This window comes from Bacillus cereus group sp. MG1 (genome assembly GCF_040460035.1).
GTDB classification, from domain to species: Bacteria; Bacillota; Bacilli; order Bacillales; family Bacillaceae_G; genus Bacillus_A; species Bacillus_A cereus.
On sequence record NZ_JARVGY010000001.1, the window covers coordinates 5,287,834 to 5,312,459 of the forward strand.

Consider the following 24,626-nt stretch of genomic DNA (forward strand, 5'->3'; position numbering starts at 1 on the left):
AAACTAGACAGATATTTAATGATAAAACCATAAGAAAAAAACAATGATTAGATTTTAAATCTAGTCATTGCTTTATCCATCACATCTTGATTACATCTATATATCTTATTGTTACTCTTTCACTTGAATGATTGAATATATCCATTAATAATGGCTATATTCTTTGTCGGCACGTACATATAACTAATGTTTTTTAATTGATAAAGTGAAACTTTAATCAGCTCTCACCAATCGGGCTTTTATGGGCAGTCCGCCACCTAACTTCTCTTTGCTCTCGCTGAATTTTTTTGGGGATGTTACTGCCCGCAACTAGCAAGATAGATGTTATCAATATTCATACGTTACAATAGTACCGGTAGTATCAGTAAAACCATCAAAACAGTTAGAGCAACCACCACAGCCGCCACAACCGCCACAGCCTCCGCAACCAAAACAACCGAAGCAACCAATACAACGGAAGCCACCACAACGGAAGCCGCCACAACGACCTCCACCACAACCGCCACAACGACCACAACCGCCACAGCGACGAGCAGCATCTTCAATATAGTAATATGGATATTGGTTTTGCTGGTCCCAATAGACAATATTTCCAGACCGGTAATCATTAAGGCTTAACGCTTGTAGTTCTTGTTGAAACTGATTCATTTTCATAACCTCCGTTTATAAAATACAACCTCATCGATACTTCCCTATATTCCTGTTCGTTACATCTAAGTAGAAATAGCGCTATAAACTAAGTTCAATACGTACACCAACAAAGTATGACTTATCACTAGATGATGCACCTTGTTCATATACCTATTTTTACTATGGGCTCATTTTTATAAAGTGAAACTTTAATCAGTGGGGTTTTGTTCATCCCCTACCTAACTTCTTTGCTTCCGCTGAATTTTGAGGTGGGGGGCTTACTGCCCGGCAAATAGCGGGATAAATAAAAATTAAAAAATATGAATTCTAGCGTCATATCTTCATACTTACTAAGTTCAATTAATTTCTCAACAATTATGATGCCATATCCTATATATTTCCGTCTGCTGCTTAGATTTTTCTGTACTGTAAATGGCTTTCGCTATAACACCTCCAAGTGACCGGTTTCTATGACGGTTAAGAAATTCCAACAAAAAAAAGCCCTAATTAGGGCTTTTCATTCTATTTCTCCAGCAAATCTCTATATGAAATTGCTAATTGAAAAAAGACACATTTAGATTGATGCGTCTTTTTTTGATGCCTCTTTTGTGAAATCATATAAAGCAATTGCGCCTAAAAGAACAAGTATCCCTTGAGGAACATCTAGCAAAATAGTTTTCCAAATTTCTGGAATTACCCATTTAATATCTGCTGCTGTTTCAAGATATGTTTGGAAATAGCTGATTGTAAAATTAATTATCCCTAAAAATACAAACAACGATAAACCAAATCGAATTAATTTCTTATTTGTAAACATATAACACCTCTCAAAATTCATTGGTTATTCCTGCTTTTGCTTCTTTATATTTCCATATCTCTATATCTAATTTTAACACATAAAGAACTCAAAAAAATACGATATGCATATTTGCATATCGTATTAACAACACTCCATGATAATTTAGAAATTCCTGCAAAGAAAAAACAACTCCGTTACAGCTAACAGCTCGGGTTTCTTTTCTTATTTAACTTCATACCACCAACATTTACGTTCTTTGATTGTAAAATAAATGTGACAGAAGTTTATCCAGTTAATGCGTAGACAAGTAAATGAGCTAAATTATCGATATTCTATTTCGCCATTTCCGTAGCACTAATGACTTTACGCAAATTTGACAAGAAAAAATATATAGCTAGGTATGATCCATACCTAGCTATAACATTACTTCTATTCTTTATCCAATTACGTCTTTTACGTCTGTATCCACTGGCCACTTTTCTAATGTATAAGCCATTTCCCAAAATGAATATTCATATTGACTGCTAATAATAAAATGCTGTTTCATACGTTTGCGATCTGCCTCTGTTACTTTTTCAGCGATAGTATCTAAACGTGTAATTTGTTCTTCAACTAGCGTACGGAACCAATCAGATCCATAAGCAGAAATCCATTCGTTATAAATTGGCTCTTCCGGCTGGCACTCTTTTAAGCGTTCGCCAATTTCATAATACAACCAATAGCAAGGTAAAATTGCTGCAATGATATCTCCTAAATGCCCTTCATACCCAGCACGATACATATGTGAAGTATACGCATATGCAGTTGGCGCAGGAATAAAATTATCTTTTTCTTCTTTTGTTATCCCTAATTTCTTCGCAAAATTCTCATGTAAAGATAACTCTGCCTCATATGTATTTTGAGCATGATGTGCCATACGAGCTGTCGTCTCTAATTCAAGAGCTTTCGCAGCTCCTAAAGTTTGTACTCTAGCAAAATGGCTCAAATAATATGAATCTTGAAGCACATAATAACGAAAACTAGCTAAATCTAACGTTCCTTCACCAAGTTTTTTTACAAAAGGATGGTTAAAACTCGCTTCCCAAATTGAATCTACTTCTTTACGTAACGATTGTGAAAAAGTCATTTAAATCCCTCCAATAATGTATAAAATATAAGTATTTATCCACAATTATTAAAGCTGTAAAATAAAAAAACTTTCTTTACAGGCGTAAAGAAAGTGAAATCGACAGTATTTATTTACTCATTAAATAGCAACGTCTTTCCCACTTCCCTACGCTGGCATTAACCAGATCAGGTACTAAGAGTCTCAAAATCACATTTGATCTCAGCCTATAAAAGGCCCCCCTAGTGGATAAATATTTTGTTTTTATAATGTATTCATCATAGCATACTTCGTGAAACTGTCAAAAAATTAGTTATATAATTCCCTTAAAACCCTTCTTCTTTTCTAACTTTTAATGATGTTTCAATAATCATATCTAATAGTTCGCTATAACTAATTCCCGCCGCTTCTGCACTTTTTGGCAATAAACTTGATTGTGTCATCCCTGGTAATGTATTAATTTCCATTACATATGGAATTCCGTCCTTCACCATCATGTCAACTCTTGCATAAACACTACATTTTAATGCTTTATAACAAGCAAGTGACGCTTTATTTACACGTTCATTAATTTCTGCTGGAAGTTCGATGACTTCCTCAACTGTACTAGTATCATCATATTTTGCATTGTAGTCAAAGAACTCGGCTGCATGTCGAATTGAAACTATAGGTAACTGTTTTCCATCCAGAATTGAACATGTAATTTCATCACCTTTTATATACTTCTCAATTACTACTTCAGAATCCCATTCGAATACAGTTTCTAGCATTGAGATCAATTCATTTTTATTATAAACGATTTTCACTCCGACACTCGATCCGCCAGAGTTTGGTTTTACTACTAATGGAAATCCTAACTTATCTAACTCATCAAGATTTAGATCCTCCATTTTTGTAAGTTCAATCCAATCTGGTGTTTCTACACCTTCATAACGTAAAATCTTTTTCGAAATATTTTTATCCATACATATACTGCTAGATAACATATTACTTCCGCTATAAGGAATCCCTAAACTCTCCAGTGTTCCTTGAACTGTCCCATCTTCTCCGTATTTTCCGTGTAACGCGAGCAACGCAAAGTCAATGTCTTTCGCTTTTTCAATTAAATCCACTTTTTCATTTAATGTAATTGGAACTATTTCATACTTATTTTTATCTAAATGAGCAATCATTTCATTCCCCGTCATAATTGAAACTTGTTTTTCAGACGATACCCCGCCCATAATAACACCGATTTTCATTTTCTCAACTCCAAATTTCATTTTTTAATGTATCACCAATTATTTTAATTCCCCGAACTATTTCTTCTTCTTTCAAGCGCGAAAACCCTAATCGGAAAGTGTTCGCTCCTTCTCCATCAGAGTAAAAAACATCTCCAGGTGAAAACGTAACGCCTTTCTCATAACACTTTTGTAAAAGTGTGCGGGCATTCATATGCTCTTCTAGTTCTATAAATAAATGAAGTCCACCATCTCCAGTCATTCTTTTGAAATGAATGTACTGGTTACATGCCCCGACAGCTAACTCATATTTTTTCTTATAAACAGATCTTGCCTTTTTTAAATATTTCTCAAAATATCCCTCATGTAAATATTGAAACAGAACAGCTTGATCTAGCGTAGATGTGTGAATCGTTCTTGCTCTTTTTACGCTTTCTAAATAATGAATCAGCTCTTTATCTGCAATAATCCAGCCTACACGTAAACCAGGGAAAAGTACCTTTGAAAAGCTACTAATATAAATGACATTATTGCCAGCTCCCGCAAAAGTTAATAATGGAGCTAAATGTGAACCTGAATAACGTAATTCTTCATTAAATCCGTCCTCTATAATAGGAACGTTGTATTTTGAGAATAACCTCATCAATTCCGTTCTTTTCTCTGAACTCGTAACAATACCGGTTGGATTATGATAAGAAGGAATTAAATAAGCAAAATCAAAATCTTTTTCACGCAAGCTTTTTTCAACTTTATTCGTATCAATACCATCCTCATTCATATCAATCCCATGAACTTCAAGTCCATGTAAACGGAACAGCTTTAGTGCAGCGTGGTGAGTTGGATTCTCACAAATGACACGACCAGATTTTTTTGATAAAGAAGAGAGTACAATATCCAATCCTTCTGTAAATCCATTTGTAATTAGAATATCTTTATTCGAAATGTCTACACCTTTCATTTCCATGTAATGAAGTAAATAATTCATTAACGGTCTATATCCCTTTGCATATCCGTAGTTCAATACGATGTCTCCTTCAATGGACATACGAGTAAGAAAAGCTCTTTTGAAATTTTCAACATCAAATAGCTTCTCATCCGGGGCTATACTATTAAAGACAATCATTCCCTTTTCCCAACGAACACCATGTTTCATTAAATCTAATTCATCCGCTAATGCGGTCACTGTATTAAGTTTATTTTTCCAATCTATTTCAACAGACGAAGTGTTAGATATATCCACCTTCGCAACAAAGTTCCCTTTTCCTTTAACTGCATAAATGAGTCCTTCTTGTTCTAAATCTGCATAAGCAGCGAGTACAGTGTTTCTACTCACACTTAGTAATTCACTTAGTTCCCTTGTTGATGGGATTTTTTGATCCCCGAGCAAATGCCCTTTCATAATCATCTTCTTCAAATAATCTTTCAATTGAATATAAACGGGACGATCTTTAACAACTTTAAAATCCTTAAACAATTCCTTACCCCCTGCAATCATTTTTTCATATTTATTTCATTCTCAAAAGGTCCACGACATATGTATTTTTTATAAAGGGCGGTACGGTCTTACAAATCTTTTCGATATAAGTTAATCACATCTTTTAAAGCTGCAGCTGCAGCGCCTCGTGGATTAGAAGCCCCACCAATTGTAGTAACTTGTCCCATCGTATCTGTAAAGAACGTAATTCCTTTTTCGGTCCCATTTACTTTTGCTAACGGATGATCTTTTTCTATTTCGCACGGTTCAACATTTAAATTCACATTGCCACCCTCATCCTTATATGTTGATGCTATTAATTTAATAATTTTATGTTGTTCCTTAGCATTTCTAATTTGCTGTTTTGTAACGTGCTCGATTCCTTTTATATGTATATCAGTAAGTGTTTTCTCTGTTTCCATTAAGCTGTTTGTCAAAAGTAACAATTTACACGCACTATCTGAACCACTTATATCTAATATAGGGTTTGTCTCAGCAATTCCTTTATCTTGTGCTTCTTTCAATGCTTCTTCAAATGTCATATCTTCCTCATACATTTTCGTAAGAATATAATTAGTTGTTCCATTTAATATTCCTTCTATTTTTTCAATACTGCAACCGGCTAAACTAAATTGTCCGATATCTAGGGTCGGTAATGCAGCGGCTGTTGCACCGCTATATCGAATTCGTACATTTGCGCCTCTTGCTGCTTCATTTATTTCTCTCCAGTTTGTAACGAGCGCCCCTTTAGAAATTGCTACTATATCCATCTGTTTCTCAATCGCTTGTTTCATATATTGTTTCCCTGGATTTCCATCTTTAAGATTTGTAACTGTTGATTCTACCAATACAGTACCACTTATGCTAGTTGTTGCACGTTCCTTCGGATGATACTCTAAATATTTTTCAATTGCAGCGGTACCGCCACCATACATCAATAAATGATGAAGTGATAAGCCGTCTTCATTATGTATTGCAATATTTCTCCCTAATACGCCACTTACAACTAATTGAATCCCATATGTTTCATATATATATGAATATTTTTCATTTAATAATTTTATAAACTCTCTGCCTACTGTTCCGTATCCTGATAATACAACTTGAATTTTCATAATATCCCCCCATATTTTTCTACCAAATCCCTCTTTCAATATAATATAAAGCGCTCTCGAATTCCATCGAGAGCGCTTTATTATTACCTATTTCGGTAAACGTGATAGCTTTTCAGCAATTGTTCTATAAAACTCTTGAATGCTAGAAAAACCTAATGAGTCTGAAACACTTAATCCTACCATATCGAGATGATCCCAATTCGCTTTCGTTTCGATATGATTCCATTTTCCAATCTGTAATGACCCATTATTATTTACAGCAACATTAGAAGATGGTGCAATCATAGAATTCGTATTTACTACACCATCATTTTGCCACCAAGAAGTATCAACTAACGGACGGTTTTCTTCATATCTCGCATAAGAACCTAAGAAAAATGCATTCCCCATCAACAATTTATTCATCGTAATATGCGGTAAATGTAAACCTGTTATAGGTGCTGCTTGTGATGCATGTCCACTATAGGATAAATAATACACATCTGGTTGCGTCTTTACCCAATTATTTAACTCCTTTGCACCATCTGTACTTAAATCCCATTGACTTATATCTTTTGTATTTTTCCAAAGTGAACTATTTAGAATACGATTACTATATTGGAAAAAGGACTCTCCAGCATTTTTCTTTATACCCCATTGATCCAATTTAAAATCATATAATGATAAATTATTGTTTCCTCCAAAGCTTGCAGCTGTAATGAGTAAATCTTTAACGAACGGCAGTAGAAGACTACCATCCGCAAGTGTTGTACCGTTGTGAGGGGTTGCTAATGTTGTAACACTATGAACATATGATTTTCCGCCTTCAAATAGTGGTGATATTTTGATGTCTGGGTGATTTTTCACATAATTCTTTTCTTCAAAACTACCTTCTTTTAATAGCTGTACTAATGTTCTAATCGTTTGTCCACCCATGCTATGTCCAACTAAATGAACTTTATTTGTTTCACTCCAATTCGGCGCAAAACCACTATAAGTTCTGCCAAAACGATTATGTCCATGTTTCTCAGCATGTACGGCACCATAGTCTACTGTCCCACCGCTAATTTGTGCATACAATTCACATGCACGATCCCAGTTACTAGAAACAGGTCCAACAGCTGCGGTATGTACCGTATAACCATTGCGTTTCAAATCTTCCTGTATATCATGAACACCACCCCAATATTTTACGCCAAGCATTTCTTCTCTACCCCATCCAGCAAATCCATTCACCAATATGATTGGATAATTATTTTGTTGCCTCTCTTCAGCGTATGATATTTTCGCTGCGAATGAACATACGGTCACTAATGCGAAAAAACATATTTTTAAAAATAACTTCCCCATACTTTCTCCCCCTAATAAAACGTTTACATTTTTCTTTTTTAAAAAAATTAACAGAATACTTTAACAACTTAAACATAATGTAAAGTATTTTATATACGTTGTATATATAGAAAACATATACAAATGTTGATAAATATTAATTCAAGTAAATATTTACTTTTTACAATACAACTTGTAAATCTGTTTATTTGAATTTATAATTAGATATAGTTGCCTCATGTTAAAAAGATTTAAAAACCATAAGAAAACTAATCTCATTGCTTGAAAAGGAGGAAAAAGCATGCAAATCGGATCAAATATTCATACATTATCTCAACCTACTAAAATAACTTCATCTACTCTTGAGCATAATACTATCTCTTCTACTAAACTTGAAAGTAAGAAAATAAATGATCCTATCAAGTTTGATATTCGTTCATCTGAAAAAGAAATGAAACAGCCTGAGCATAAATTTAATGAATTAGATTTATGGAAGATGTTAAAGGATAAAGGTGTTCCTTTATGGATTATACTTGAAATGCTACAAAAGGCTCGTAAAGAAAAAGAAGCACAAAATAATTCAGTTCAAAATTCAAATGCGATTGAAGAAACGAGTGAGACTCGATTAAATGAAGTAATGTAAAGCATAATAATTGATTTGTCTATAAACTAAAAAGAGTTCGAAGCTGATGAAATTTTTATCAACTTCGAACTCTTTTTTAAGGTTTTTCGCCAATCGTTACAAAGTGAAAAGATACTTCTCCTTCCAAACCTTTAATTAACTTTTTTACTTTGACATTTTCATTAACCAATGTATTATCTGTCGACATTTTAGGTTTTTCGTCACCTAGTGATTTTTTCAAATGAAGAAGATGCATTTTCATTTCATTTGCCTTTATTTCTTTATAAACACTATTTTTTGCTACAATCATATACCATTCCGTTGAATATTTACGATTGTTACCTATCCAAGCATCACTATCGTATGTAACAGGAATCTCTTCCTCTCCTATTTTAATACTTTTCATAGTCTTATTGTCTTCACTTGTAAATAATAGCGCCCCTTCTTTGGGGAATTTCGGTAACGTATCTATAATATAATTGGAGCCATTATCTTGTTTTCGAAAAAGTTTTTCTTTAATCAATGCTTGTGCTGTAGATTCATTTAAAATTAAGACATTTCCATTTCCAACTTCCCCTTTTTTCACAGAAAACACTTCATTTTCTTCCGTAATTTCCTGATAACGATTAATAATTGGTGAAATATTATTTTCATCTCCAATAATTAATACACCGTTTGCAGGAAATGGATTTTCCTTTTTAGAACATGCACTAAAACTTATTAATAATAGTATCGTTAACATAAAAATAGTTAAAGTTCTTTTCATCTCGTTTCCTTTCATCATACAGTTCATTTTTCTACATACTTTATTGTAGTCTTACAAGCTAATAAATTCTATTGCTCCATAACCTTATAAAGCTTTTGCAGATAACGCCAACGGGTTATAAAGAAATATAAAACTTGTATACATATAAATGAAATTAAAATAACGATAGAGCTATTTATGATAGAAAAATCGACTAATTGCTGTAATGCTATATAAGCGACTACAGTATGAATCACTGCAACGACAATTGGTAAAAAGAACATTAATAATAACTGTCTCGTTACAACTTTTTTTAACTCACCTTTACTTAATCCCATTTTCGAAATCATTTTATATTGCTGCTGATCGCGATCCAAATCTGTATATAATCGGAAATAAATAAAACTAGCAGCGAATGTAAAGAAGACGATTCCGACTAAAATACTTACCATAAGTAATAAACCATTCTTTTGCTTTGCTTCCAACAAGTTTAATGTTAAAGCTTCAAAGTAGAAATCTCTGTCCCTAAGATCTTTATCGAATATACTCTTTAATTGATTGGAAATCTCTTTCGTTTTTATCCAATCATCTACAACAAATCCGTAAGTACGATATGGAATTTCTTTATTAACTGGGTCACTAGTAAGAGGCATTCCATCATATACCTGATCTTGAACAGCGATATAAATAGTTCTAGAATCGTGTGGTAAAACTAAATTTTCTACAGCTTTTTTCACATGAAATGTCTTTGTCCAGTCACCTTGAATGACTTCTATATTCTTTTTATACTCGCCATTTTTAAATTCTTGTTTTTGTGATACGACTCCAGGAATTAATAAAATTTCATCTTCTTTTTCAATTTTTTCTTGTTGATAGCCTAGTGCTTTAGCAAGATCGTTGTATTCACTTAACTTCATTACATTTACGCCATTTTCTGTGTATATATATGAAGATGAAGCCATTCGATACGGAATATTAGCATCAGAAAGGTGCTTTTTTATAATAGAAAGATTTTTATTCAATACTTTGTCATTTTCAAGACTTCCATACAAAAATGTATAGGGATTTGTCATCCTTACTAAATCCCTATTTCCAATTGCGGCTGTTGTACCAATTGCTGTAAATGCAACTGCTGAAACAATAGATACTATAAAAAACATCGTTGCATTATCTTTCATACGGTAAATTAATTCAGAAAATGTTAATATATTTGTTCTCTTTAAAAAGAAAGATTCTCTCCTTTTAGCAAGGCGCAATATATACACGCTACACTGTGTATATAAAAAGTACGTTCCTATAATTACTAGGAGCACACCTATTCCAAGCGTAATAAAATTGGTACTTGGTATGAAGCGAAATACTGAAAAATATCCATACCCTATACTAATTAAAGAAAGTAGCGATAATAAAACTGAAGATTTCGGTTCAGGTTTTGGCTTTTCCTCTGCTCGAATAAGTTCCACAAGTTCCGTTACTTTTATCATTTTAAATGTAAATAATGAAACAATTAAAAACAAGAAAAGAAATGTGATAACAGTTAATAATACAGCCCGCACTGGTATATAAAAAGGTAAACCATTATTAATCATTAATACACTTGCACTTATCAATAAGACTAGTTTAGAAAATATGAGTCCAATGAAAATCCCTATACAAATTGAACCAAGTCCAATCAACATATTTTCAATTAATAATAATTTCTTAAGCTGTCTCATTGACATACCTTGCATCATTAAAATGCCAAATTCTTTCTTACGCGTTTTAAAAAACGAACTAACTGAATATAAAATGAAGAAAAATGAAAATACAAAAATCAATCCTTGCGAAACTGAAAATCCCAATGTACCAAATGCACTTATTGTTGCACTTGTCGATTTCAACTCACCTTGTAAATCAGGATGAAATAATAAAAGAGCATACGTAAAGAAAATCATAATAGAAAATGCACTACTTAAAAAATGGGCAGCATATGTACGCTTATTGCGAAAAATATTATTAAATGCGAACTGACGAAAAGTCATGCCTTTTCCCTCCTAACAAAGAAAGGACATCCATAATCTTTTGATAAAAAGTTTGCCTACTTTCACCACAATAAATTTCGTTATATAGTTGACCATCTTTAATAAAGATTACTCGGCTGCAAAAGCTCGCTGCATACGGATCATGTGTAACTAACATCATCGTTGCTTTTTCTTCTTTATTTAGAGTATCCAGCATCTCCATTACATCATTTGAAGATTTAGAGTCCAAGTTCCCTGTTGGTTCATCTGCAAGTAATAATTGCGGCTTATGAACAATTGCACGAGCGATTGCTGTTCTTTGAGCTTGTCCCCCTGATATTTCAAACGTTCTTTTATTCAATATATCTGTAATATTTAACTTCTCTGCAATCTCTTCCAATCGCTTGTTCATTTCTTGCACGGAAACACCATCTAAAGTCATCGGCAATACGATGTTTTCTTTTACAGTAAGTGTGCTAAGAAGATTAAATGATTGAAAAACAAATCCTAATTGTTTTCTGCGGAATAACGCTAATTCTTCTGATGATAATTGAAAAGGATTTGTGCCATTAATAAATATTTCTCCCGATGATGGAGAATCAATAGTAGATACCATATTCAATAACGTTGTTTTTCCGCTACCTGATGGACCCATAATTCCTACAAATTCACCTTCTTGAATTGATAAATCAATATCTACTAATGCTTTATAAGGTACTTTCCCTTTATATACTTTACTAATACTTTTTGCATGTAAAATTTCCATGTATATTCTCCCTTCATTTCCACTGCTCACTATAAAGTGTAAATGAATTGTCTTACAGCTCATATTGATTCATCTTTCATTTACCTTACACGCTTGTAAGATTTCTAAAAAAAATGACAACATAATTATTTCAAACTAAAATTAACGCATAACTATCTTATAATAATTGTATAGTAGTAGGAAATATAATGTATAATAAATCTTTATTATATAAATGAGAAAAGACCGATTGCTATCGGTCTTTTACTACCAAACGTTATATTTTTATCCACTCAGATTTTCTCAATATATAATGATTATATATTTGATTTTCTATCCTCTGTTGGCTCTTATAAATAAACCCGCATTTTTCAATAACTTTATTTGATGCTACATTGTTAATTAAAGCAATTGCGTTAAGGACATTTAAATTTGTTTCTTTAAACAAATAGTCAATTAAACCTTTAGTCGCTTTTGTAGCATAGCCATGATTTTGATATTCATTTGAGATAGCATACATTATCTCTCTGTTTGGTGAAGGGAGTTCTTCTTTCATACCTGTGCAGCACCATCCAATGAGTTCATTTGTAGCTTTCTTAAATATTCCTAGCTTTAACATATGATTATCTATGTTATTCGTAGTTTTCACTGCATCAAGAAATGCTTTGTTTGCTGGTATTTCATAATCTGCAATCCAATCCACCCTTTGTTCTTTCGTTGATTTCCAGTCTGGTAAAAATTTTGCTATTTCCGGTTGATTTGCTATTTTATAAATACTCTCTGCATCTTTGACCGTAAACTCTTGCAAGTATATATCTCCACAATCTATTTTAAATAACTTAGTGAATCTCTCTTCTCCCATGTTAATCCCCCTTATTTACGTTATAGCTCCTTAATCTGCTTCGTAAGTTCCATAAACCGTTCATCCAGTGCTTTATATTCTTTGTCTTTAGAAGTTAAAAAGCTTAATTTTCCTAATACTTCTTGTCTCTCTGTTTCTAACGTTAAACGTAGCTCTTCAATATCATCTCTTGTTTTAGTAGGTTCTTCTAGCTGCTTTTGTATCGTATTGTTTGAAAACACGAGTTTTGTGTTAGTTGTTTTCTCCAGAAAATATCGATCGTGAGATACAATTACTAATGTTCCGTTATACTCAGCTAATGTATTTTCAAGTTGTTCACGTGAAGGTAGATCCAAGTGATTCGTCGGTTCGTCTAAAATGAGTACATCTTTTTCATCTAAAATATAAGCCATTAGCTTACACTTTACTCTTTCTCCCATACTCATATGCTCAATCGGCTCTTTCCATTGAGACGCTTGGAATCCTAAATGTTTCATTAAATTTTGGACTTTTCCTCTTTCTTCAAACGTCTCTTTAAAAAATAAATTTTCTGGTGTTTTATCAAGCGGTAAATCAAAAACTTCTTGTGTTAAATAGCCGATGTTTGCTGAAGGTGAAATCCATATTTCTCCTTCAGCAGTTTCCGTTCCCATAATCATCTTCAGTAATGTTGTTTTCCCACTACCGTTTGGTCCAACAATCGCAACTTTCTCACCGTGCTGAATTGTAAAATTAACGTTTTCAAATAATACTTTCCCATGAAAGTCTTTTTTTAATTGCTTTACTTCTAAAAAGCGTTTTCCTACTTTTTTGTTCGCTTGAATAGAAAACTCAACTGAATACTCTTCTTTCACACGTTCTACTTTCGTTTTCTCCAGCTCTTTTTCAAGTCGTTTTCGTTTTGACTTCACTTGTGCATCCATTCGCTTCGCTTTTACACGATAGAATTCTTTCACACCTTCTTGTTTTGTAGACTGCGCGTGTGCCTTTTGTGACCATGAACTCAATTCTTTTATATGTGTTTCTACTTGTTCTATCTTTTTTTGTTGTTTTTCATATTCACGCTGCTGCAACTTTCTTTTTTGCTCACGTGCTTTCATGTAGCTCGTATAATTACCACTATGCTCAATTAATTTTTTGTCCTCAATTGACCATATTTTTGTTGCGACAACATCTAAAAAATATCGATCATGCGATACAACGATAACTGTACCTTTCATGTTTTTTATTTGTTTAATGAGAAATCCCGTACTGATCTCATCTAAATGATTTGTCGGTTCGTCTAATATTAAGACATTAGGATTTTCAGCAAATCCTTTTGCTAATCGAATTTTCAGCTTTTCACCACCACTTAAAGTATGAAAATCGTTCGTTGGCACGCCCCATTTCGCAAGAAGTTCTGCTTCTTTTGCAATTACATCATTACTAATAAAAGATTCTATTTCTTGCTCAACATATGCGGTTGTCATATTCATTTGCTGCCATTCAACAATCCCTTTTGAAGGCTCAATCTTTCCATTTATTAATTGAAGTAACGTTGATTTACCAGCACCGTTTTTACCAATTAATCCGATAACATCCCCTTGTTTTACTGTCACATTCATTTTCTCTAACAACATATTTTCTTTTATTTCAACATAAACATCATTTAATGTTAATAGTTCTTTCATAATACCGATCCCTTTCATTAAGGGAGAATAAAAAAATCCTCCCAAATAAATTTGGCAGGATTAGTCGTTAAAATATTTACACCCAAATAAGCTATTACATAACATAAATAGCAATACCGTTCTATGGAAATTGGGCAGACTAATCCTATTTTTTAGAAATTGAAATTTATTGAATTTCAACATTTAAAAATAAGATTAGTTAATCATCGTCCACCCATCATTCCTTTCTGTCATTAATAACCATATTGTACCATGATAATACTGTATGCGTAAATATTATTATTTGTACTTCAAAAGCAATTATTTTTCTTCAAGTTTATTTTTACAATTTCATGTGCTCATATCTTTAATTTTTACTAATTTGTATCATTTATTCATATGAAAACTTTTTAAAAAATACAAAACAAGGCTAAAAAACTTATCTCCAACGTTCTTTAGCCTTGATCACTTTTTACACATTAAAAAACATTACTCGTACTACCGTACCTTTATCAACTTCTGAATGGATTGCTACACTATGTCCTAATTGCTTCGTAATTTCATATACGAGATATAGCCCCATTCCTGTTGATTCTTTAAAATCTCTACCGTTTTCTCCTGTAAAGAAAGGTTTGAAGACTCTTGGTAAATCTTGCTTCGGTATACCTACGCCATTATCAGCAATTTCAAGTATAACGGTATTACCTTCCTTACAAGCTTTCACTTTAATCTTTTCTCTACTACCTGATGAATATTTAATCGCATTCGATAGTATTTGCCCAATTAAAAATTGTAACCATTTCGCATCACTTTCTACAGTAATGTCCTTATCAATTTCAAGCTCTGGATATACAAAATTCCGGATAAAGAACCGTTTATGCTCATGTACCGAATCATTCACTATTTTATGTAGTTGTACTCTTTCTACATAAAAATCTTGTGTAAATGCTTCTAAACGTGCGACATACAGAGCCATTTCTAATCCCTTTTTTAATCGATCAGTTTCCTCATTTATACTTTCAAAACGTGAATCTACTTCATCCTGTGTAATTAATTCTATTACAGATAAAGGTGTTTTCATTTGATGAATCCACTGATTCATAAAGGTTAAATGGTCATTATTTTTTCTCTCTTGCATTTGCAGCTGATTTTGATAATGTCGATATTGCACCTCAAGTAGTTCTTGAAGAGCAGCCGATACAGCTGCAAAATCAGATTTTTGAACAGATTCATCCAAAGATTGCATCGGGTTTGCTAAGCGCTCATAAAAAGAACGATGTGTAAAATAACGAAACACTAAATAACTTCCCATAAAGAAAGCCCCTAGAAACATTGCATATAACGCCGTTGTAATATGATTATGCCCATCAAACCAATATACGAGAAATATAGCTAGTAGTTGAATTATAGTAAAGCAAATAAGTGGTATATGATCACGTATAAACAACCTTATCATTTTTCTATACCAGTATCCCAAGTAATATGCAATCTATATCCAACACTACGAATCGTTTCAATCGCACCTTCTATATGTAACGTTTGTAACTTTTTACGCACACGTGTTGTATTTACACTTAATGTATTATCATCAACATAAGATTCACTATCCCATAATTTATTAAGTAACACTTCTCTACTCACAACACGCGGATAATTTTTCATTAATGTCTCTAATAAAATAGCTTCGTTTCTCGTTATATCAATCTCTTCATTTCTAAGTTTCAATACAAGTCTTTCAGGATATAAACAAAGGCCTTGTTGCTCAATCATTCGCTCTTCTAGTTTCGGTGCATAATCTCCATATGCACGTCTTAAATGACTACGAATTTTCGCCACTACAACTTCATAATGAAAAGGCTTCGGAATAAAATCATCGCCACCATTTTCTAACGCCATAACTTGATCCATCGTGCCTTCACGGGCCGAAATGAATAGTATCGGACATGTAGAAACTCCGCGAATTTGACGACACCAAAAGTACCCATCAAAACTCGGTAAATTAATATCTAATAAAACTAACTCTGGTTGTTCTTCTAAAAAAATGTTTAATACATTTTGAAAGTCCGATACAATAACTCCTTGATAACCATATTTCCCAACATGTGTCGATAATAGTTCTGCAATTTTCATATCGTCTTCTACAATCATAATTTTGACCATTATTGAACTCCTTTTTAATCCACAATCTCAAATATACTTATATAAAATAAATACTACCTCTTTTCACAAAATCCGTAAATTAAAAAAGGATGCTTTTATACAAAAGTATCCTTTTTCGTCCCTTATCTATTTAATATGAAATTTACTAAAAGTAAATCCTAGTTTCTCCACATAATCCATCCCTAATTCCATACGCGCCGTTTTCAACGGATCCACAACTTGGCAAACTTTTAAATTACCTGCTGCCGATAATAAAAGCGTTGCATCAGCTTTAGACATTGCTAATTCTTCATGTAAAAATGTCACCATATTACGTACAGCACGATTTGCTGCATCATCTAGCAATTTTTCTGAAGCAATCGTCATTACTTTTTCTTTTTGAATAGCCATTGGTAGTGGCCATTTTTTCCCTTTTATAATTTGAACTGTTACAGTTACCTCACCAGCAACCTCTACTCCACTAACCCCAATTTCACCATCCCCCATTGCTGCGTGTAAATCACCTAACGCTAATAGTGCTCCTGGGACATTAACTGGTAGTAGTAATGTTGTTCCTTCTTTAATTTCTTTACAGTCCATATTCCCGCCGTGATCATGCGGTGTGCCACATGAAATGCTCTCTTCTTTCGGTGCAATACCAATTACCCCAATCATTGGATTAATCGGGATTTGTAGTTCACTTGAAAACAAAACATGTTCATTATGTATTGGGACAATTTTCACTGTATTTTCATTTAACTCATTCCCTATTACACCAAGGTTTGCACCTGTAGTTAAAACGCCCTGCTCTGCAATTTTAATCTTTTCAATCGTTACGGCTAATATATCGCCAGGTTCTGCTCCTTTAACATATACAGGTCCAGTCGCTGGATTAATTCGGTTCCAATCTAATTCTTGAAACACAACATCTTCAGAATCGATTTGATTTTCAAAGCAATCATATGTTTCAAATACAAGACTGCTCCCAATTTCCACTTCCATACAAGGTTTATTTTCTGGTGACATTGAGTAAATGATATGGTCTTTATGAATTCGATACATAATACCTCTCCCTTTTATATTTATCTACTATTACTAATTAGCTCTTTTTATACAAGCTCCTCTTAAAATTAAATGTTATTTTTATGTAAAAAAGCACGCAGATTGTTTTATAACATACACTCTTTACTATAACAGAAAGGTGGTATCACTATGCCCCTTATTCCATACAACGAAAGTGATGTTGATTTACTAGCTCGTTTAATTCGTGCTGAAGCTGAAGGCGAAGGTCGCCAAGGTGAGGAGTTAGTTGGATGCGTTGTAGTAAACCGTGTATTTTGTGATTGCTTAGATTTTAAACAACTCCGTACCGTACGCGACGCTGTATATCAAAGCCCCGGCGGATTTGAAGCAGTACAATATGGATATTTTTATCAACGCGCTCGTGAATCAGAAAAAGAAATTGCACGAAAAGTTTTACAAGGTGAATGGCGCTGGCCTGCACGATGGGCTCTTTGGTATTTCCGTCCAGTTGGAGCTTGTCCACCTGAATGGTATAATCAGCCATTTGTAGGACAGTTTAAAAGCCATTGTTTTTATGAACCGAGTGGTGATGAATGTCCAAAAATGTATTCACGCTAGCAAAATTTGAAACGCAAGTACTTAGAGGTCTAAGTACTTGCGTTTCTTTTAGCTTTATTTTAGAAATCTAGTAATGAGATGAATTTTTCGATGCCCACCACATGTATTAATAACGATATACGTGGGCCACTAGACTGATTCATAATGAGCTTATAAATAATAATAAATAATTGTTTTTGATTTTCTTTCATTATTTTTTTATTGTCATGATGGCAAATCGAATACAATTGCTCCATTAAGTTAGAGTAATCTTTGTTAGAACGAAGTATATTGCAAACTTTTACTAACCATTCTTTCTGTCTTTCATCTAATGTGTTGTAAAACTCTGTATTTCTCTCTCGATTTACCGCAATTAATTTTTCAGATTGAAAGTTTTTTATCCAATACTCTGCGCGGTTACATATCGCTATCATAGCATCTAATGTATAACTTCTATCTATTTTTTCTAATGTATCTTGTAAAATAGATGAATCAAAATTTAATAGCGGTAACGTTCCTGCTACTTGATTAAATCTCGGATATTCTTTAAACTGCCTATCAACTTTAGAGAGTTTAATTGCATCAAATAAATCTTCATTTTTGAGCGTTTTATTTTCATAGCTATCTTTCAATCGTTCATACTCTGTATAATTACGAATCACATCTTCATCCAACCCAATATGAAAAGCAGCGCCTGGTTTGTATTTGGCAAACATAAAGAGAATTACTTCTGGTATATACACTTTCAATAAATCGCTTGGTGTAATGCTATTCCCTGAAGAACTAGACATTTTTTCATGATTCCCTTTAATACCAATGAAATCGTAAGCAACGTAATGAGGCGCTTCACGATTGAATATTTTCCTTGCAATTTCTTTTGATACATTATAACTACCCGTTTCTGATGAGTGATCTCTTCCACCCGGTTCAAAAATAACATCCTCTATCATCCATCTCATCGGCCAATCGATTTTCCAGTTTAGTTTCATTTTATTTGTATTTAATACGGATAATTCTTTTTCATTTCCGCATTCACATTCATACCGGACGGTTTTTAATACTTCATCAAAATGTGTAATAGTTGTTGTATCTTTTCCACACCTCTCACAATATAATGTAGCTGGATAAAAATTGTTTCGCTCTTCTTCACTACACTCTCCAGTTTTAAAATCCATTAAAATATCATATATTTCTTTTCGTTTATACAAAGCCTCTAAAATATTTTTGTTATACCTTCCACTTCTATATTCATCATGTTGATAAATAAATTCTACTTCAATTCCAAATGCTTGAAGCGATGTTTCAAACTCTTTTTCAAAATGCTCCGCATACGAGTTATGACATCCATACGGATCTGGAATATCACAGTATGGCATACCAATATACTTTGCAAAAGATGGATCAATATTTTTTGGAACTTTTCTAAATCGATCATAATCATCCCACGAAAATATAAAACGAGTCTTTTTCCCTAAACCTTGAAGTGCTCTTACTACGAAATAAGTCGTTACGATTTCACGAAAGTTCCCAATATGAACAGAACCTGAAGGACTAATTCCAGATGCACAAACAAACGTTTCTTTATTTGGATGTTTCCTAATTAATTCATGTGCTACTTCATACGCCCAATGCATTTATTGCTCACCTCAATTATTTTTTGTTTTCGTATTCTCAGTTTTATGCAATAAAAAAACTCCCACCCCCAAGATTATTCATCTTGAGGACGAGAGTTGTTAGCTTCGCGGTACCACCTCAGTTTGTTAATATGTCACCATATTAACCTCTTCAGGTACGGCAAAATATGCTTATACCCTATCTCTATAACGGGAGAACCCGTCGCACCATCCCTAAATAAATTAGTTCCTTGCGCAGCTCCAAGTCTTTTTTCGTTAAGATGTATACCGCTCTTTCTCAGCTACCAGAGCTCTCTGTACGTATTCTTTCTTAACTACTCTTCTCTTCCATGCCATTTTAAATATTAGTTTTTTAATATGATAATTTATAACACTTTTATTGTCAAACTTTTCCGAATCAAAAACATATAATTACCTAAAAAAAATTCTTTATCGCTTCTAATTGAATTTTGTGACTACACTCATCACAACAATATACCCCTTTTGGTTTTTCTTTAAATCGCTTATATTTTTCACTGCCTTCGTAAACACGAAATATATTCTTACAAGAAAAGCAAACAATCTCATAAAACATCATATGCATTTTCCTCTCCTTGTTTATACACTTTTTTAATCACTTGTGAGAAGGTCATTTTTCTACAGCATAAATTTTAATATCCTTTGACTAAAAGGTTTACCTCTATTCTTATCGAATTATATTAATATCTTATAACGCGAGGTGAACATCTTGTTCAGTAATATAGAATTAGTTTTAGATGCTAAAGCAAGTTTAGCTGAAGGACCATGTTGGAATGAAAAAAAGCAACTTTTATATTGGGTTGATATTATGGAGAGAAAATTATGCATATACAATCCTACCGCTAATACGAACCGAGTAATTTCACTCAATCAACAAATCGGCTGTGTTGTTCCATATTTAGAGGATGTACTACTCTTAGCTATGGAAAAAGGCTTTTATTCTATTAATATAAATACCGAAAAACTGACACATATTTTTGACCCTGAACCACATTTAATAGAAAATCGTTTCAATGATGGAAAATGTGATCCAGCTGGTCGTTTCTGGGCAGGTTCTACAGATACATACGGTATGAATACTGCAGGTTCCTTGTATTGTTTACATCATAATTTAAGTGTAGAGAAAAAAGTTTCACATGTAAATACATCAAATGGAATTGCTTGGTCACCTGATCATACATACTTTTACTTTATAGATACACCTACTAAAAAAGTGGTTCGCTATCAATATAATATACGTACTGGAGACATTCATAATCCAATTGATGTAATCATTTTCTCTGAAAATGATGGTCTACCTGATGGTATGACAATTGACGAAGACGGCTGTTTATGGATTGCACATTGGGGAGGTTCAAAAATAACTAGATGGAATCCCTCTACTGGAGAAAAAATATTAAGCATTCCAATTCCAGCTTTATATGTAACATCATGTACATTTGGAGGACCTAATTTAACAGATTTATATATCACAACAGCCAGAACAAGAATGACTGATGACGAATTAAAAGAGTATCCACATGCTGGTGGTATTTTTCGAATTCAAACAAATGTTAAAGGCTGTCCCACCTATTCATTTTGCAATAAAAATATTGGAGCTGAAACAATGTGAACCGTATCGATTACATAAGACAAGAAGAAAAGAAATATCACGGCCTTTGCTATGAACAATATAAACTATTTGAAATTGGCTCTTGGCTGTACAAACCGGTTAAAACAGTTATGGACTTGATGGGTCACTTTGAAGGACAAAACAACTTGCAAGTACTTGATCTTGGCTCTGGCATCGGTAGAAATAGCATTCCAATTGCACAAAAGATAAGAAATACTAGCAGCACTGTTACATGTGTTGAGTTACTTAATTCCGCTTTAACAAAGCTACAAACTTATAGCAAAGAACATGATGTATTCGAGGTTATAAAAACAGAACAAGCAGCAATTGAAAACTATCATATTGACTCTAACGCTTATGATTATATCGTTGCAGTATCCAGTTTAGAACATATCAAATCAGAAGAAGATTTTAAAAACGTACTTCATTCTATGAAAAAAGTGACAAAAAACGGCGGTATTAATTGTTTGATTATTAACTCTAACATACAAGAAATTGATTTAAAAACGAATGAAGAATTAGAAGCTTTAATTGAAATTAATCTCTCAACCGAAGAACTGATACGTCTATTAAAAAACATTTATAAAGGATGGAAAGAAGTAAAAGTTGAAATAAAAGAATTAGCTTATAATATAGTTCGTAATGAAAGACACATTCAATTAAAAACAAATGCTATTACTTTTGCCTTTCAGAAATAATACTATAAAAGGTAAGGATATTTTCTCATATATTCATAGGAACACCCTTACCTTTTATCTTCATAATATTATTTCGTTATTAGTTTTCGTATCATCTAAAATATAATTTTCATTCGAAATACTAATCAGCTATTAATTGAATTCATTAACTGGAAGAAATATTCCGCTTCATGAGTCTCATTCAGTTTATACCATGAATGAAGTGTATCCGGCGCAAATACATCTAATTTTCTCAATACCTCCATGGCAAATTCTAGAGGAGCTACACCCGATGCGGTAATAAAGTTTTCACTGGATGATACAGGTCCCTCTTTATAAAAATTTTCTCCTTTATAAGTAGGACAAACCATTTTCATATACTCTAAACTATTGCTTGTGTGATTTATAGAATCCAAGTAACCGTAATTTGCAAGACCTATAGTTGCACCGCAAATGGCAGCCACAATTGTACCAAGTTTTAAAGCCTCATCAACTTTTTGCAAAATAGGTTTATGTATTTCTTCACTCCAAGTATTCCCTCCAGGTAAAATTAATAGATCGTTACTCTCAAGGATACATTCATCTAGGGAAATATCCGGCTGTATATTCAAGCCCCCCATTGAAATAACCATTTCTTTATTTATTCCAACTGTGACTACTTTAAAAGGCGCTACATCTTTTTTAAAATATCTCCCTGTATTAAGTTCAGCAATTAAATGTCCGTACTCCCAATCCGACATCGTGTCAAATACATATAGATAGGCTTTTCTTGTTTGCATTCAATAACACTCCATTCATATACTACAGTTTTAATTACAAAAATTGCTCTTTTCATTTTAACATTTTATTCAATATTTATGGTTTAAAATTCCAAATAAAAGAGCACTTGTTTCCGCAAGTGCTCTTTTTGGGGATTTTGAGATATCCTATTAAAGAAAGTTAAGGTTACTTAAAGTTAATAGGTACTTCTATTATATGCTTGTCCTTTTTATTTGTGCATAATCAATATATAAACATCTTTAATAATTCTTAATAACTTTTAATTATAGTTCTCTCTTACATTTTATCGTTAAAAAATTGGCTTTTTCTCACGAGAAATTATCTTTTTATATTGTACCTATCTAATACTTTTTCTAACATTTCTAAAGTTATTGGTTCTGCTTCTTTTATTAATCGATAACCAATACGCCCATTCGGTTCCGCTGTAACTTGCTGTAAACTCTTTACATCATGGATCCCTTTTTCTCTTAATTGCATATATAGTTGTTGCTCCGACATTTTTGCCTGCATCAAATTCTCTTTTACAATCTCTCCGTTTTCAACAATTATAATGCTACTTCCATTTAGAAATTGTTCCACCTTCTTTGATTTCAATTCAAAGAAATGAATAATAAGTAGTATGCTTGCAAATATGATGGCCGCAAATATAGATGGGACTACTTTTCTACTTAATACAGGTTCTACAATAATACGGCCGATTGATACAACTATAATGATTTCAGCTCTTGTCATTTGGCTGACAGATGCACTACCTGTCATTTTCAAGACAATTATTCCAGTAAAAGTTAATATAATACTTTCCCAAATTATATTCATAATAACCCAATCCTTTAATGGTGTATTTTACTATCATTCCCATTAAAGTTGTGTTTTACTTACCTATTAAGTTGTTAAATCCTTCAGACCATGATGGAAATAAAGGTATCCAACCATACTCTTTACGTGCCTTATTATTGGAAGCTCCTCTTTCCCAACTATTTTTCCCATCTTGAACTTTAGGCTTAGGTGCCCCTATCGCTGCTGCATATATTGGTAACCATTCTTTACTAGTTGCTGGATAATTATCTACAATATTTACGATTCCTGAAGGCCAATTAAGGGCTAGCATAGTAGCTCTTGCAGCATCTTCGACATGTATAAACGAGCTTATCCCGTCTGATGCGATAATCTCATTATTACGAACTTGATTTGCTATTAATCCGTTTTCCGCATACCATGTTCCTGGTCCATATAATGTGCCATAACGAAGTATAACCGATTCAGGTAACTCAGTAACAGCTTCTTCTAATTTTAATATGCCATTAACAGTGACTTGCCGAGGCGCGGAAGCAGTAATATGTAGTGAATCTTTTTCAGTCGTAAATGTATCCCCTGGTTCATACGCCCATGAAATACTTTGAGCGATTATTTTCTGTACCCCTACATTTTTAGCTGCATCGACAAGGTTACGAGTGCCTTTTGTTCTAATTTTTGCATTATCCTCAAAATTCCATGATGACAATGACGTTAATTGATGAATAACTACATCGGGATTTGTTTCTTCTAATACAGAAAATACAGCCTCTCTATTAAATACATCAGCTATTACTGGTATGGCACCAACCTTTTTCATTGCTTCTACTTGCGAAGTATTACGGATCATCGCAAACACCGTGTGCCCATTTTTTATTAACAGTGGTAATAAAGAACGTCCTATTACACCAGTTGCACCTGCTACAAATATTTTCATATATGTTCCTCCTCATTTAGTAATCATAAATGTGACGAAACATTTGTGAGGTATGTGACAATTATTTAATCTGTGTATTCATTTTCATGTAAATGTGAATTAAAATCCCAATATCCCTGGAGGTGACAAGGATTTATGAATATTCATATTTATACACTTACGCA

The 24,626-nt window shown here is 33.1% G+C and carries 24 protein-coding genes, 1 pseudogene, 1 riboswitch and 1 other annotated feature; of the genes and pseudogenes, 4 read left to right on the forward strand and 21 right to left on the reverse strand.

Translation table 11 applies throughout. The annotated features are described in order from the left end of the window. Positions 1–47: 47 nt before the first annotated feature. The 8 genes and pseudogenes from QCI79_RS27575 to QCI79_RS27610 all read right to left on the reverse strand — a co-directional run. A pseudogene (locus tag QCI79_RS27575) lies at positions 48–182 on the reverse strand (site-specific integrase); the annotation flags it as partial. Between the two features lie 145 nt (positions 183–327). Beyond that, positions 328–648, reverse strand: a complete 321-nt coding sequence (locus QCI79_RS27580; protein WP_001071364.1) for a heterocycloanthracin/sonorensin family bacteriocin — start codon at positions 646–648, stop codon at positions 328–330. A gap of 556 nt (positions 649–1,204) precedes the next feature. Then, positions 1,205–1,468 carry a DUF3937 family protein gene (locus QCI79_RS27585; protein ID WP_002101034.1) on the reverse strand — a complete coding sequence of 88 codons (264 nt, stop codon included), beginning with the start codon at positions 1,466–1,468 and terminating at the stop codon, positions 1,205–1,207. A 397-nt stretch (positions 1,469–1,865) separates the two neighbouring features. Then, complete coding sequence (gene tenA / locus QCI79_RS27590) at positions 1,866–2,555, reverse strand: thiaminase II (RefSeq protein ID WP_000144519.1); 690 nt, start codon at positions 2,553–2,555, stop codon at positions 1,866–1,868. A gap of 127 nt (positions 2,556–2,682) precedes the next feature. Next, a riboswitch (TPP riboswitch) is annotated at positions 2,683–2,788 on the reverse strand. A gap of 72 nt (positions 2,789–2,860) precedes the next feature. Then, positions 2,861–3,775: a D-alanine--D-alanine ligase gene (locus QCI79_RS27595; RefSeq protein WP_002063153.1), complete on the reverse strand. Its 915-nt coding sequence runs from the start codon at positions 3,773–3,775 to the stop codon at positions 2,861–2,863. 4 nt (positions 3,776–3,779) lie between these two features. Next, positions 3,780–5,228, reverse strand: coding sequence for a MocR-like pyridoxine biosynthesis transcription factor PdxR (gene pdxR, locus QCI79_RS27600; protein ID WP_000471614.1), 1,449 nt, complete (start codon positions 5,226–5,228; stop codon positions 3,780–3,782). Between the two features lie 89 nt (positions 5,229–5,317). After that, a complete protein-coding gene (locus tag QCI79_RS27605) occupies positions 5,318–6,343 on the reverse strand; it encodes a homoserine dehydrogenase (protein WP_000701762.1) in 1,026 nt (341 codons plus the stop codon). Positions 6,344–6,430: 87 nt separating this feature from the next. Then, positions 6,431–7,672, reverse strand: coding sequence for an esterase/lipase family protein (locus QCI79_RS27610; RefSeq protein WP_000517064.1), 1,242 nt, complete (start codon positions 7,670–7,672; stop codon positions 6,431–6,433). Positions 7,673–7,952: 280 nt separating this feature from the next. On the opposite strand from QCI79_RS27610, the gene QCI79_RS27615 reads away from it, so the two are divergent. Then, complete coding sequence (locus tag QCI79_RS27615; protein ID WP_001165522.1) at positions 7,953–8,294, forward strand: DUF3914 domain-containing protein; 342 nt, start codon at positions 7,953–7,955, stop codon at positions 8,292–8,294. A gap of 76 nt (positions 8,295–8,370) precedes the next feature. On the opposite strand, the gene QCI79_RS27620 is transcribed toward QCI79_RS27615, so the two are convergent. The 8 genes from QCI79_RS27620 to QCI79_RS27655 form a co-directional block, all read right to left on the reverse strand. After that, positions 8,371–9,057, reverse strand: a complete 687-nt coding sequence (locus QCI79_RS27620; protein ID WP_000975419.1) for a lipoprotein BA_5634 family protein — start codon at positions 9,055–9,057, stop codon at positions 8,371–8,373. A 50-nt stretch (positions 9,058–9,107) separates the two neighbouring features. Continuing rightward, complete coding sequence (locus QCI79_RS27625) at positions 9,108–11,039, reverse strand: ABC transporter permease (RefSeq protein ID WP_021727704.1); 1,932 nt, start codon at positions 11,037–11,039, stop codon at positions 9,108–9,110. Then, positions 11,014–11,784 carry an ABC transporter ATP-binding protein gene (locus QCI79_RS27630; protein WP_000404276.1) on the reverse strand — a complete coding sequence of 257 codons (771 nt, stop codon included), beginning with the start codon at positions 11,782–11,784 and terminating at the stop codon, positions 11,014–11,016. The genes QCI79_RS27625 and QCI79_RS27630 overlap by 26 nt, the downstream gene beginning before the upstream one ends. A 256-nt stretch (positions 11,785–12,040) precedes the next feature. Beyond that, complete coding sequence (locus tag QCI79_RS27635; RefSeq protein ID WP_000503527.1) at positions 12,041–12,625, reverse strand: GNAT family N-acetyltransferase; 585 nt, start codon at positions 12,623–12,625, stop codon at positions 12,041–12,043. A 20-nt stretch (positions 12,626–12,645) separates the two neighbouring features. Continuing rightward, a complete protein-coding gene (abc-f, locus tag QCI79_RS27640) occupies positions 12,646–14,274 on the reverse strand; it encodes a ribosomal protection-like ABC-F family protein (protein ID WP_021727705.1) in 1,629 nt (542 codons plus the stop codon). 451 nt (positions 14,275–14,725) lie between these two features. Beyond that, the gene (locus QCI79_RS27645) at positions 14,726–15,709 is read right to left on the reverse strand and encodes a sensor histidine kinase (protein WP_002101031.1); all 984 of its coding nucleotides are present in this window, start codon (positions 15,707–15,709) and stop codon (positions 14,726–14,728) included. After that, positions 15,706–16,413 (reverse strand): response regulator transcription factor, encoded by a 708-nt coding sequence (locus QCI79_RS27650; RefSeq protein WP_000239000.1) that lies wholly within the window; start codon positions 16,411–16,413, stop codon positions 15,706–15,708. Before QCI79_RS27650 ends, QCI79_RS27645 begins: the two co-directional genes overlap by 4 nt. 126 nt (positions 16,414–16,539) lie before the next feature. Continuing rightward, the gene (locus tag QCI79_RS27655) at positions 16,540–17,454 is read right to left on the reverse strand and encodes an acetamidase/formamidase family protein (protein ID WP_000285663.1); all 915 of its coding nucleotides are present in this window, start codon (positions 17,452–17,454) and stop codon (positions 16,540–16,542) included. Between the two features lie 150 nt (positions 17,455–17,604). On the opposite strand from QCI79_RS27655, the gene QCI79_RS27660 reads away from it, so the two are divergent. Beyond that, positions 17,605–18,033 (forward strand): cell wall hydrolase, encoded by a 429-nt coding sequence (locus QCI79_RS27660; protein WP_001128398.1) that lies wholly within the window; start codon positions 17,605–17,607, stop codon positions 18,031–18,033. A 59-nt stretch (positions 18,034–18,092) separates the two neighbouring features. Here QCI79_RS27660 and lysS read toward each other — a convergent pair whose 3' ends face one another. Further along, positions 18,093–19,646 (reverse strand): lysine--tRNA ligase, encoded by a 1,554-nt coding sequence (gene lysS, locus QCI79_RS27665; RefSeq protein WP_000558626.1) that lies wholly within the window; start codon positions 19,644–19,646, stop codon positions 18,093–18,095. An 82-nt stretch (positions 19,647–19,728) separates the two neighbouring features. Beyond that, positions 19,729–19,985: a binding site (T-box leader), on the reverse strand. Between the two features lie 76 nt (positions 19,986–20,061). After that, positions 20,062–20,229, reverse strand: coding sequence for a DUF2197 domain-containing protein (locus QCI79_RS27670; protein ID WP_000551045.1), 168 nt, complete (start codon positions 20,227–20,229; stop codon positions 20,062–20,064). A gap of 144 nt (positions 20,230–20,373) precedes the next feature. On the opposite strand from QCI79_RS27670, the gene QCI79_RS27675 reads away from it, so the two are divergent. Next, positions 20,374–21,276 (forward strand): SMP-30/gluconolactonase/LRE family protein, encoded by a 903-nt coding sequence (locus QCI79_RS27675; protein WP_000492427.1) that lies wholly within the window; start codon positions 20,374–20,376, stop codon positions 21,274–21,276. Further along, the gene (locus QCI79_RS27680; protein WP_001079477.1) at positions 21,273–21,974 is read left to right on the forward strand and encodes a class I SAM-dependent methyltransferase; all 702 of its coding nucleotides are present in this window, start codon (positions 21,273–21,275) and stop codon (positions 21,972–21,974) included. The genes QCI79_RS27675 and QCI79_RS27680 overlap by 4 nt, the downstream gene beginning before the upstream one ends. Before the next feature lie 125 nt (positions 21,975–22,099). On the opposite strand, the gene QCI79_RS27685 is transcribed toward QCI79_RS27680, so the two are convergent. The 3 genes from QCI79_RS27685 to QCI79_RS27695 all read right to left on the reverse strand — a co-directional run bounded on the left by QCI79_RS27685 (position 22,100) and on the right by QCI79_RS27695 (position 24,462). Then, positions 22,100–22,732 carry a type 1 glutamine amidotransferase family protein gene (locus tag QCI79_RS27685; protein WP_001194775.1) on the reverse strand — a complete coding sequence of 211 codons (633 nt, stop codon included), beginning with the start codon at positions 22,730–22,732 and terminating at the stop codon, positions 22,100–22,102. A gap of 319 nt (positions 22,733–23,051) precedes the next feature. Then, complete coding sequence (locus QCI79_RS27690) at positions 23,052–23,549, reverse strand: DUF421 domain-containing protein (protein WP_001021697.1); 498 nt, start codon at positions 23,547–23,549, stop codon at positions 23,052–23,054. A 55-nt stretch (positions 23,550–23,604) separates the two neighbouring features. After that, entirely contained in the window at positions 23,605–24,462 is an 858-nt protein-coding gene (locus tag QCI79_RS27695) for an NAD-dependent epimerase/dehydratase family protein (RefSeq protein ID WP_000689414.1), read from the reverse strand. Positions 24,463–24,626 lie beyond the last annotated feature (164 nt).